General features: G+C 50.4%; 11 protein-coding genes. All 11 read left to right on the top strand.

Annotation, left to right across the window (positions count from 1 at the left end; genetic code table 11):
* Positions 1 to 82 precede the first annotated feature (82 nt).
* The 11 genes from NFS35_RS02495 (at position 83) to NFS35_RS02545 (ending at position 11,602) form a co-directional block, all read left to right on the top strand.
* A complete protein-coding gene (locus NFS35_RS02495) occupies positions 83 to 1,075 on the top strand; it encodes an ADP-ribosylglycohydrolase family protein (protein WP_251205564.1) in 993 nt (330 codons plus the stop codon).
* A 2-nt stretch (positions 1,076 to 1,077) separates the two neighbouring features.
* Positions 1,078 to 1,665, top strand: a complete 588-nt coding sequence (locus NFS35_RS02500) for a hypothetical protein (RefSeq protein WP_251205565.1) — start codon at positions 1,078 to 1,080, stop codon at positions 1,663 to 1,665.
* Between the two features lie 197 nt (positions 1,666 to 1,862).
* Complete coding sequence (locus NFS35_RS02505) at positions 1,863 to 3,443, top strand: glucose-6-phosphate isomerase (protein ID WP_251205566.1); 1,581 nt, start codon at positions 1,863 to 1,865, stop codon at positions 3,441 to 3,443.
* A gap of 101 nt (positions 3,444 to 3,544) precedes the next feature.
* Positions 3,545 to 3,736 carry a hypothetical protein gene (locus NFS35_RS02510; RefSeq protein ID WP_251205567.1) on the top strand — a complete coding sequence of 64 codons (192 nt, stop codon included), beginning with the start codon at positions 3,545 to 3,547 and terminating at the stop codon, positions 3,734 to 3,736.
* A 200-nt stretch (positions 3,737 to 3,936) separates the two neighbouring features.
* Positions 3,937 to 4,446, top strand: coding sequence for a sigma-70 family RNA polymerase sigma factor (locus NFS35_RS02515; protein WP_251205568.1), 510 nt, complete (start codon positions 3,937 to 3,939; stop codon positions 4,444 to 4,446).
* Positions 4,447 to 4,448: 2 nt separating this feature from the next.
* Positions 4,449 to 5,681 (top strand): DUF4179 domain-containing protein, encoded by a 1,233-nt coding sequence (locus NFS35_RS02520; RefSeq protein ID WP_251205569.1) that lies wholly within the window; start codon positions 4,449 to 4,451, stop codon positions 5,679 to 5,681.
* A 159-nt stretch (positions 5,682 to 5,840) separates the two neighbouring features.
* Entirely contained in the window at positions 5,841 to 6,905 is a 1,065-nt protein-coding gene (locus NFS35_RS02525; protein WP_251205570.1) for an acyltransferase family protein, read from the top strand.
* Between the two features lie 40 nt (positions 6,906 to 6,945).
* On the top strand, positions 6,946 to 7,935 hold the full coding sequence (locus NFS35_RS02530) for a hypothetical protein (protein ID WP_251205571.1): 990 nt from the start codon (positions 6,946 to 6,948) through the stop codon (positions 7,933 to 7,935).
* Positions 7,936 to 8,133: 198 nt separating this feature from the next.
* A complete protein-coding gene (locus NFS35_RS02535) occupies positions 8,134 to 9,525 on the top strand; it encodes a hypothetical protein (protein ID WP_251205572.1) in 1,392 nt (463 codons plus the stop codon).
* Positions 9,526 to 9,634: 109 nt separating this feature from the next.
* Positions 9,635 to 10,204: a putative ABC transporter permease gene (locus tag NFS35_RS02540; protein WP_251205573.1), complete on the top strand. Its 570-nt coding sequence runs from the start codon at positions 9,635 to 9,637 to the stop codon at positions 10,202 to 10,204.
* A gap of 165 nt (positions 10,205 to 10,369) precedes the next feature.
* Positions 10,370 to 11,602, top strand: coding sequence for a helix-turn-helix domain-containing protein (locus tag NFS35_RS02545; protein ID WP_251205574.1), 1,233 nt, complete (start codon positions 10,370 to 10,372; stop codon positions 11,600 to 11,602).
* Positions 11,603 to 11,866 lie beyond the last annotated feature (264 nt).

Raw genomic sequence — 11,866 nt, forward strand, 5'->3', positions numbered from 1 at the left:
CGTGGCGGACTGCCCGGTGGAGATATTGGATTTTTTGAAAAAATACATGGAGAACATTGCAAAATACCAGGAGGAAGACGGGATGGCAATTGAAATTCCGGGCGAAAGCTGTGCGGGAACATCTGCTCTTAATCCAAAAGATAGGATAAAATATGCAAAACGCGCGTTGGAGGGCATTGCTTTAGGGGATTGTTTCGGACAAACCTTTTTTGTGCCTGACGAGATAGCCTGCAAAAGGATAAATAACAGGGAGATTTTGAATGAACCGTGGCATTTTACGGATGACACCGTGATGGCGATAGGGATTTACCGTATCCTGGAAAAGTATGGAAAAATAAATCAGGATGAATTAGCCAAGGTTTTTGCCTCGAATTATGCGCTAGACTGGCATCGGGGATATGGAGGAACGGCGCATTCCATTTTGCGCAATATCGGGGAAGGGAAAGATTGGCGGGAAGCAGCCGCAGAAGTGTTTGACGGAATGGGCTCTATGGGAAATGGCGGAGCAATGCGCGTTGCGCCCATAGGCGCTTATTTTGCGGATGATTTGGACAAAGTTCTATACTATGCCAGGGCATCTGCAGAAGTCACGCATGCGCATATTGAGGGAATTGCAGGTGCGATGGCGGCTGCCGTGGCATCGGCGTTGCTCCTGAATAAAAAGCTGGGATGTTATTTCGGAGAAGGGGAAACTTTTGTGCGTGATATCGCAGATAAATTGCCGGAATGCGATACCAAATATAAAATATTGACTGCGGCTTCGGTTCCGAGGGAAAGCAGCATAGATTTTGCGGTTTCTGTGCTTGGAAACGGGATGATGCTGACGGCACAGGATACGGTTCCATTCTGTCTTTGGTGTGCGGCATATCATTATGATTCCATGGAGGAAGCATTGTGGACAGCCGTTTCCGCTTTGGGAGACAGGGACACGATATGTGCTATTGTGGGCGGGATGGTTTCTCTTTATGCAGATAAATTGCCGCAGCAATGGCTAAGTTACATGGAGCGTCCGGAAGACTCTCCGTTTTTCCCGCCAGAAAAGAATGGGTTTGTGCATCAAAACGAGGGCGGATGAAAATGAAAAAGGAAAGTTTTACATCGATATTGGTATTTGGCATGTTGTTTTTGGCAACGGGATGTGGAAGAAACGGCAAGGAACCGGAAGAATTGCTGGATGCGTTTCTTGCCGGTGAAATCCCGGCATTTTATGACGATAGCGGTGAAGCGTCCATAAATTTTGGCCAGCTGCCCATTGACGAGGAAGATTGGAACAGCTATTCTGTGGGAGAACGGATTGATTTGGACAATGACGGCGAGAATGAGCTGATTCTGGACGGCCCTTATGGAGGCATGTACATTGATGCAAGAGATGCGAAAGTATATGTATTAGCAGCCGGGGAGGGGATGGCAGGAGTTCTGTCCTACACTGAGTACGATAATGCCGTCTGGATTGTGCACAGTGATACTACCCATATGGGAAGGCGGATATATCGGCTGACGAGATATGATGGGGATGGCAATATAGCGGATGAATTTCAGCTGGGGGCAGAGTACTGGGATTCACCTGATGACAAATATGATGAAAACAGTGATTTTACCTATCGTGATGCGAAGATATCCATGGAAGAATATGAGACATTATTAAGTGAAATATTTAGTCGGTAATCGTGAAAAATCTGTATCCCCTGAGTTATTTGCATCTATTACTGCCGGCGGTTTGCGGAGATGATTTATGAAGTGGGCCAAATGATTTACCGGCTCCGCATGCAGATTTACCTACTTGAATTTATATCCATTTAATAGTATATTTTTGGTAGGGCATTTTGCTTTCAAATAAAAATGATAGGAGGAATAAGTCAATTATGATTACCTGGAAAAATTTAGATACCATTTCCGCGTATCAGAAGCTGCAGGAGGCGGCTCCTGTAAATCTTGCGGAGGTGATGGCTGGGGAGAAAGGCGCGGACCGCGTGAAGAAATACAGCGTTCCCATGGCTGCAGGACTTACGTTCAATTATGCCGCAAAGCAGGTGGATGACAAGATTCTGGAGGCCCTTGTGAAATTGGCGGAAGAGACGCAGCTTGCGGAGAAATTCGAGGCTCTCTACAATGGGGAGGTCATCAATACCGGAGAGAAGCGCAGGGTGCTCCACCATATGACCCGCGGACAGCTGGGCGGGGCTGTGGTGGCCGACGGCGTGGACAAGCGCGGCTTTTATGTGGATCAGCAGAAGAAAATCGCGGAACTGGCAGATAAGGTGCACAGCGGCGAGATTACCAATGGGGCAGGAGAGAAGTTCACTACTGTCGTACAGATTGGAATCGGCGGCAGCGACTTAGGCCCCCGGGCGATGTATCTGGCCCTGGAGAACTGGGCCAAGATGAACGGCACGTTCAAGATGGAAGCCAGATTCATCAGCAATGTGGATCCTGATGACGCTGCGGCCGTGCTGAATACGATTGACGTGGAGCATTCCCTTTTTGTGCTGGTATCCAAATCCGGCACTACCCTGGAGACGCTGACCAATGAGTCTTTTGTTAAGGATGCGCTGAAGAATGCGGGGCTGGACGCCTCCAGGCATATGATTGCCGTTACCAGTGAGACCTCTCCGCTGGCAAAGAGCGACGATTATCTGGCAGCGTTCTTTATGGACGATTATATCGGCGGCAGATTCTCCTCCACATCCGGCGTGGGCGGCGCGGTATTGTCTCTGGCGTTCGGCCCTGAAGTATTTGCGCAGTTTTTGGATGGCGCGGCAGAGGAGGACAAGCTTGCGGCAAAGAGAGATGTGCTGTCAAATCCTGCCATGCTGGACGCTTTGATCGGGGTTTATGAGCGCAATGTCCTGGGATATCAGAATACAGCGGTACTGCCTTATTCCCAGGCCTTGAGCCGTTTCCCCGCGCATCTGCAGCAGATGGATATGGAATCCAACGGAAAGTCGGTGAACCGCTTCGGCGAGCCTGTGGATTATTCTACCGGGCCTGTGATTTTCGGCGAGCCGGGCACCAACGGACAGCATTCTTTCTATCAGCTGCTGCATCAGGGCACAGACATCATCCCGCTGCAGTTCGTGGGCTTTAAGAAGAACCAGATGGGCAGGGATGTGGTGATTCAGGACAGCACAAGCCAGCAGAAGCTCTGCGCGAATGTGGCGGCACAGATTGTGGCGTTCGCATGCGGCAAGGCTGACGAGAACCGCAACAAGAACTTTGAGGGCGGAAGGCCCTCCAGCATCATCATCGGCGAGCAGCTGACCCCGCAGGCGCTGGGCGCTCTTTTGTCCCATTTTGAGAATAAGGTCATGTATCAGGGCTTTGTATGGAACGTCAACAGCTTCGACCAGGAGGGCGTACAGCTGGGCAAGGTCCTGGCGAAGAAAGTGCTTGCCCACGACACTGACGGCGCGCTGAAAGCATACAGTGATTTGCTGGATATTTAATACGAATGGGCCAATCGAATAAAGGCTTTACACTTTGGGCATAGATTGCTATAATGGTTATAGATGCTAATCAACAGCGTTTCTCAGAAAGAGGTGATTATATGCCATCAGGTATTGAGGTAACAAAGCAGGCCCTTGATGATTTCAAAAAGATTCAGGAATATATGTTATTGGCGAGAAAGGAAAATGCGACTGAGACATATGCAAAGCTTAAAAAAGAGTATCTGACAATAAAAGCATTGCTGAATGTATCAGGGGTGAACCTGACAGACATTGACGAAATCAAGGAATGACATTTCCCGCAACTGAATAGGGGTCACAGAACAAAGTGTAAAGTAAAAATCAGGGCTGCCCGGCAACGATGAAAGAAAAGCAATCGTTGCCGGGCAGTTTTTAAAAATATAGAGATAAGTGTAACCTTTTTTCTCCCGCATGCCTCTAACAGATGTAAACAAACATGTTTGGTACTTACAAAGCAAAGGCGGTGAAGACAATGGATTCTCTGGAAATCGGCCTGGTGAGGCAGGCACAGAAGGGAAATAGGGAAGCGATGGAACAGCTGTTCCTTATGGAAAAGGAATATCTGTACAAAATGGCTTTCCTGTACATGAAAAACAAGGAGGATAGTCTGGACCTGGTCCAGGAGTGCATCCTGCGCTGCATCGTATCGATAAAGGGCCTGAAGCAGCCGCAGTATTTCCGCACCTGGATGACCAGGATTCTAATCAACTGCGCTCACGAGGAGTGGGCCAGGCGAGGGAAGTATGACTGTGTGGAGGAAGAGGTATTTGCGGCAAGCGAACCGTTTCCCGGGGAAGAGAGGTTGGATTTGTATCAGGCAATCGACAGGTTGAATTTCCCATATCGGGATATCATTATCCAGCACTATTTTGCGGGGAATAAATTAAGCGAAATCGCGCAGATACTGAATATTCCCATAGGGACAGTGAAAGTGTACCATTCCCGGGCGAAGAGCAGATTAAAATGTATGTTGGAGGCATGAGTATGACGGAAAATAAGATTTGGGAAGAGATGGAGGTTCCACAGGAGCTTGACAGGATTATCCTGGAGGCGGTAGGAGAAGGGCACAGAAAGCTTGTGCAGAAAAGGAACAGAAAGCACCGGAGGGCAGCAGCCATATCCATGGCCACGGCAGCGGCCTGCTTCATAGCGGTGGCTATCGGATTCACCAACCCCGTGGTGGCGAGGGCTTACAGCAATATCCCGGTGCTTGGGAATATCTTCGCCTATCTTTATGATACTGCGGATTCCGGGATTCCCTATGCGCAGATTGGGGATGCCGCGGTGCCAGTAAAGGGGCAGGACGAGGTAGCTTGGGAGGATTCGGGGCAGAAAGAACCGAAACAGGAAGAGTCAGCGCAGGAAGAACCGGGACAGCAGGGGGGTGCTGTTCCTGAAGAGGAGGCGGACACAGAAAACCCTGTGCAGATTGCCATAAAGGAATATTTCTGCGACAGATACAGCCTTTATCTGTCATTTGAGGTGGTCAGCGAAGAGCCTTTTATGGAGGGCGTGCCAGACATGACAGGCAAAGAGGGCAGTATTTTTCTGTACGCTACGGAAAGCATTGCCATTGATGCGGGAGAACACTATGAGATTGGAAACGGGAGCTTGATTATAAAAGGTATTTTCACAGACGCACATACTTTTGTGGGAATCGGAAGAAGCGGAGATTCTTTGGGTGAATATCCTGTAGCGGACGGAATGGTCTATGAAATGGACTCCGCGTATATGAGAGTATTCACGGAAGAGATGGAAACGGATATCAGGGGAGAATGGAAAGCCTCAGCGGAAATCACCTGTACGGAAGAGAGCTTGATGACGGAAAGCCTGGAACAGGCAATCCGCGGCGATTGCGCCTTGAAAGAGGTGAGGGTACAGCCTTATGAGATTCAGGCAGTGATAGAAGAACCGAAAGGAACATCTCTGGCAGGGGAATATGTTGTCATAGAAGCTTTCGACGATAAGGGAAGACGCCTTGCTCCGGCTTCGTCCACCTATAACAGATTCGTGGAGGATGGAGAGAACAGTCAGGAGGTATGGATGTTCGAGAAGCCTGCGGATGCCCAGAAAGTGACGGTCTTCGCGGTGGACGAATTGAAGTGGATGGATGAATGGAAAGGCTATCTGTACTGCGATGAGCCCTGGAGCGGGGAGCAGATGGTCGAGTTTCTGAAAGAGAACAGTTTCGCCTATGGGGAGGTGGAACTGCCGTAAAGGAAAGGATGGACTCCGGCAGCCGGATTTGATAGAATCCGGTCTGTCGGAGTTTATTTTCATGATAATTGAAGACTCGCGAAGCGGGGACTCAATTGTTTGCCTCTGGTATCCGATGAAAGTAATAGGGCAGAGTATGCTGCGGATTGGAGAAAAGGCATGGAGAAAAAACGACTGGAATATATGGATATGGCAAAAGGGACAGGAATCATAGGAATCGTCATTATGCATTCCTCAACGATGCCGGAGAGTGTGGTCTATTGGATTTCCTCTTTTGCGCTGCCTTTCTTTTTCCTGATTTCCGGCATGACGATGAGCTGCAGCAGGGAAAAGGAAAGGGGCATGAAAGCGATTCTGTGCCGGAAAGGGCTTTCTTTGATGATTCCTTTTTTCTGTTTCAGCCTGATTTCTGTTTTGCTACTTCTCGGGCAATGGAAGAAAGGGCTTTCGGATTGGGAGACAGTGCGGGCTGGCCTGCTTTCCATTGTCACGCTTAAGGGATTTTCCGTGTTCTGGTTTTTGCCTGCGCTTTTTCTGTCGGAATGCTTTTTCCTTTTCCTGCTGAAGAGGTTTTCCATGATTGGCACTTGCCTCGTCAGCATTGTTCTGACAGTTGTGTCATATTTGGCGAATGAAGCTCTTTCAGAGCAGGAGGCATCTGTGGCAGCTTTTCCGGGGCTTTCGCTGCTGACAGATTTTTTGAGGACTTTCCTGCGGGCCGCCTATGCACTGCCCCTTATCTGCGCAGGCTATTATTTGTTTGAGAAGCACCGTGATTTCTGGGAAAGGGATGAAAAATTTTCCATTGGCCGTATGGCAGGCGGTTTGTGCCTGTTCCTTGCGGGGATTCCCCTGAGCGTTGTGAATGGCAGCGTTGACTTTCGCACCATGGCGATGGGACGGATTCCGCCTTTGGAATATCTGTCCGTGGCACTTTCTTCTGTGGGGCTATTGCTGATCTGTAAGAACTGCCGGCCTTTTAAACCGCTTCTTTTTTACGGAAAAAACAGCCTGATTGTAATGGCTACCCATATGGATTTTTCCTTTGTGTATTATGCCCACGTTGTGGCTTATATGGTGAATGATTACATTCCCAGATTGAACCGTGTCTGCTTCTTCGTGAATGTAGTAGGGATTGTTCTGCTTTTGGAAGTGCCCTGCATTCTGGTCATAAATCGGTTCTTTCCGTTTCTGCTGGGGCGGAGGAGGAAAGCTAAGACGTGAGCCGCGTGGAATATGCGTACCGGCGGATAGGGGGAGAGGGATGATTACAGTAGGTGAATTTCAAAAGCATGTGAAAGCGCTGCTTGATTTCTGCGAATATCCGGCGGTTCAGTATAAGGCGAAGTTCTCGCTTCTGGACACTCCCTATGAGGACGAGGCGCTGACCGCGCTGCGCCCGGAGTTTTTAAAGAGCGACATCGTGGAGGAGATGTACCAGACCCAGGACGAGAACGGCGGCTGGGGGAAACTGCGCTCCAAGGACTACTCTGTGAAAGCCAAGATTCCTACCTCCGGCGTAGGAATCGAGCGCTGCCTTTATATCGGTCTTACCATAGAGGACAGGGACATTCTCTTCCTGGCAGGCGAATATCTTCAGGATTTGCTGCTGGGCAGGGGCAGCGAGGGAGTTTTTGAGAAAAACGAGCGGGCCAATCTCTGGCAGAAAGCTATCGTCTGCAATTATCTGGAGGCCATATCCCCCTGGAATCCCCTCTGCGACGAGACTTACAGGCAGTGGCTGTATATCGCGGGCAGGGCGTATGAGGAGGGCGAGTATTCCTATGAAAAGGACAGGGCCGCCCAGCATGAGGTGTTCCTGACCAGGGAAAATCGCCTGGTGCCCATGCAGAGCAAACTGCTGCTGAAAAGGCGCCAGGAGATATCCGAAGCCCTGGAGGCGGCAATGCTAAGGCATCTGGGGCGGAAAGCCTGTGAAGACGGCTATTTTTGGGACAAGACGCCGGACAGGCTGCCGGAGGACTTCGTCCACAGGCAGACGAGGCGATGGTTCGACACATTCAACTATATCAACCAGTTCAGAGGTTCCGAAATCTATCTGGGGAATGCCGTGGAGTGGCTTCTGGAAAATGCCCGGGAGGACGGCCTGTGGGACTGGGGGCCGCAGATAAAGGATCCCTGGGGGTATTTCGGGTATTTTTCCTGCAACCGGCATTACAGATACAATCGTGTGGTGGACTGCACGATTGAAGTGCTGCATTTTTTGAAGAAATATATGGAAAACAATGGGTGATTTTTGACGGATATCATGGGCACAGGGCGTTTTCAGCCGGAACGGAATCCAGGATGTTGCGGAAAGCGGATGTGCATAGTTATGCCGGGCATGGCTGAGATAGTCTGGACGTATTAGGGAGTGGCTGAAGCCGATGCCTCTGTGAGATATTTAGTAGGGGATATAGGATATATGTATCATAGGCAAAAGCGAATTTTTTTGTGGATTTTAATTGGAACAGGAAGTATTTCTTTCACAAGCTGCGGGAGGGATGCTGCGCTATATCAGGAAAGCATTGGTGCGTCCTCGGAGGGGCTTCAAAGCGAGGCGGACGAAAAGCCAGAGCAGAAAGGAACCGGAAGCGGCGATGGAGAAGAAACTGCTCCCGGAGAGGTGCCGCAGCTGCCCGAGACAGCCAGTGAACTGACCGGTTTCGTGCCGGAGGGCTGGGAGATTTTGGACAGCGTGGAACTGGATTTCAATGAGGACGGAATCCCCGATTATATAGGCGTATTGCAGGCTGCCATGATAGATAAGGGAGGTTACCAGGCATACCAGGATGACCCCAGAATCCTGTTTGCCGCGGCGGGCGATGGAGCAGGAGGATACCGTCTGGACTTTCAGGATATCAATCTGATACGGACAAGAGGGGAAGGCGGCGTCTTCGGGGATCCCTATGAGCCGCTGACCGCGGAGGGGACATCTTTCACCACACACGCATACGGCGGCAGCGCATGGAGATGGGCGGAAGACTATACATATACCTGCCGCGGCGGCACCTGGCGTCTGACATCATCGGAGACTATCTACGGATACGGCAGCTATGTCACATCCTATAGCAGAAACGACTGGGATGCCGGCACGGGAATCCGGAAAGAGCGAAGCTCTGAATTCAGCGACATGGAGAAGAACTGGGAAAACGGGGAAGACTGGGACAGTGTAAAATACGACCTGGAATACGAGCTGTCGCTGGATGAGCCGCTGACACTGGAACAGGCCGGAAAGCGCTGGTGGCTTGCCAAAGACCGGGTGACGGACTGGAAAGTGGCATCCGTCACATGCGCGGCGGGAGTGGAACTTTCGGAAGAGAAGGCGAAGCGCCCGGATGAGGCATATCTGGAGTATTGTGACGAGGACTGTATCCTTTACTCTTTTTCCGAGGAGGACAGCGGTCTGTATTACCTGGCCATGTACCGCTGGGAGGACAGGGTGTTATCTGTGCTGGCACAGGATAGAGGTGCAATAGACTATCCGGAGATTTACAAGGGAAAAATCTATTATGCCACTGACATAGTGGAAAATGTCAGATATAAAATATGGCAGGACGGGAAGGAACAGACGGCGGAGGAAGAGGATACGGTGGGAGTCAGGCTTAACAGGATGTCGCCGGACGGAACCGGGAAAGAGACAGTCTTTGAATACCGCTATCCGGAGGAGGGGCAGGAAACCAGGGAGAACCGAATCCCATATCTGTCTCTTATCTATGAAATCTGCGGCGATGAGATAATAGCGGAAGTATATATAGGAGACGAGCCCCACCCGTTCTACCGTATGAACGTTGACGGCAGTGGAGTGAAGAAGATTGGACAGGTGCCGATGGCAGAGGAATAGAAAAATTGTAATAGCATGTTAGCACGGAATATGGTAAAATCATATGGCAGGGTTGAAATAGGATTCCGGGATGCCCGGGGCATCATGAAAGAAAAGGAGTAAGAGGAAAGTGTTGTTTGAGTATGGTTTTTACGATTTATTTTTGATATTTTTTTTCTGGGGTTTTGCCGGCTGGCTGGTGGAACTCATAGATATGCGGATTGAGGCGGGGGAATTTCAGAACAGGGGATTCTTACATATGCCGTTCTGCCCTATCTACGGCGTGGGAATGGCAGCCGGATCCGTGGCTTTGAGCAGCGTGAAAGATTCTTATGTGATTCTGTTTGTGTTCGGTGTGGTTTTCTGTTCCGTGGTGGAGTACATCGTGGGCGGAATCCTGGAGAAACTGTTCCATTCCAAATGGTGGGACTATTCTCATATGCGATTTAACATCAAGGGGAGGGTATGTCTGAGAAATGCTGTGCTGTTCGGTTTCGGCGCTATTGTGGTATTCCGTTTTGTCCAGCCCATGGTGGAGGATGTGACCGGCCGGATTCCTATAGAAATGAAAGCCGCCATAACCGCCATCTTCAGCATTGCCTTTTTTATTGATCTGGCAGCTTCTGCGAGACGGGCATGGGCATACCGCAATAGTCAGGAGGGCGACGGGCTGAGGTTACTGTTTAAGGCCCATAAGTAGAGGCGGAGAAAACAGTTTTGTGACTGCGGCATAAACTACAGGTTAAGTTTCCGCTTTCAGGCTCAACTTCCCACGTATTGTAAAATCGGCTTTTTTCATCTAAAATATAGCGTATCATGTGATGCTTCATCCATACTATTACAAGATTCAGAAAGGGAGATCAAAATGCTGGATTGTAAGAAAGCAGGAAGACAGATTGCGCTATTGAGGAAAAAGAAAGGGCTGACCCAGGAGGATGTGGCCGCGCGGCTGTGCATCAGCCCTCAGGCGGTGAGCAAATGGGAGAATGGACACACGATGCCGGAGTTGTCCCTGCTTGTGGAACTGGCACAGCTGCTTGACTGCACGATTGACGGGATTCTGTTCCCGGCGTCCCCGCCCGCCGCAGAGGCTGATTTCGAGCATATCCTGCTGCCTTATGCCCCGATTGCGGAGTTCACGGGCAGAAGCTGGCCCCGCAGCATGGCGGTACCGGCCCTGCTCTCGGCGCTGAAGCTTTTTATGGGCCTGGAGGGACACAGGGATTCCATGGGGCGGCAGATAAACGATGACACGGAATATATCCTTCAATCCGCGTTTTCCTCCATCTGTTTCGGCTATTCCTGGGGGGATGACAATGCTTTGGAGGACGGGCTGGGGATTTATGGGTTGACAGGGGAGGTTCATAGCAGGACGGATTGTCCGGAGGAAGATTTCATCGGTCTGGCTGTGAGGAACATTATGGGCGGATATCCTGTCATCATCGTTCCGAAAGAATACACCGATGTGATTTTGGCCACCGGTTTTTCCGGCCGGGGAAAGGTCTTAAAGGGCGTTTCGTTTCTGGACGGAGATGATGAAAAGAACTCGGTCATGTCTTTCCGGCAGCTGAAAAGCTTTCCGGAGTGGTATGCCAAGGAGTCTGACATGCTGCTGATAAAGCCGTGTGAAAGAAACGTCTCCACGGCGGCAAAGTGCAGGGAAGCTCTGCGGAAAGGCGTCCTGCTTCTGGGCAATCAGGTCAGCATATCGAACCAGCCTCTGGTAGGGTACGGCATGGTCATTTACGACAACTGGTGCAATGAACTCCGCAAAGAAAACAACAGGAACCTTGTGGAGATGGAGACTCTGAGTCCGCATATTTTCATACATTATGAGGGGAAACTGCGCATCCGGGAGTTCCTGGAACTTTGCCTGCATCTGCTGAAGGACATGGATCCCCGCCCTGTGGTGACGGCGATTTCCAAATACGATGAAATCATAGAGATGTGTGAAAGATGTATGAACCAGCTGCTGGCGCAGACGCCCGACAGCATAGAGGAAGCCAGGGCGAAGCGCCGGATGCTCATTGGGGTGCTGCGCAGGAGCAAGGAACTGGAAACGGAAGCGTTGAAAGAAATCGCGCTAATTGGTCTATAAAACCGTGTTAAACGAATCATAACAGTTTTACAGAAATATAGCTGTCCGGGCACAGTAGCTCAATAGGACAGAAAAGGGTTATTCTTGATGACAATGGCCAGCGTCCATGTTGCCGCCAGAGGCATAAAGAGCGTCCCGGATTTCGCCATGCCGGGGGATTGGGCATGCGGCCCGCCTGCTGCCGCTATATCGGAGAGGACTATAAGGGAGAGGAAAGGATTGAGATGCGCTCACGGCCACGCTGCCCCATTCGGGGGTGCTGTA

Origin of the sequence: Acetatifactor aquisgranensis, assembly GCF_943193215.1 — a bacterium.
Classification (GTDB): domain Bacteria; phylum Bacillota; class Clostridia; order Lachnospirales; family Lachnospiraceae; genus Acetatifactor; species Acetatifactor aquisgranensis.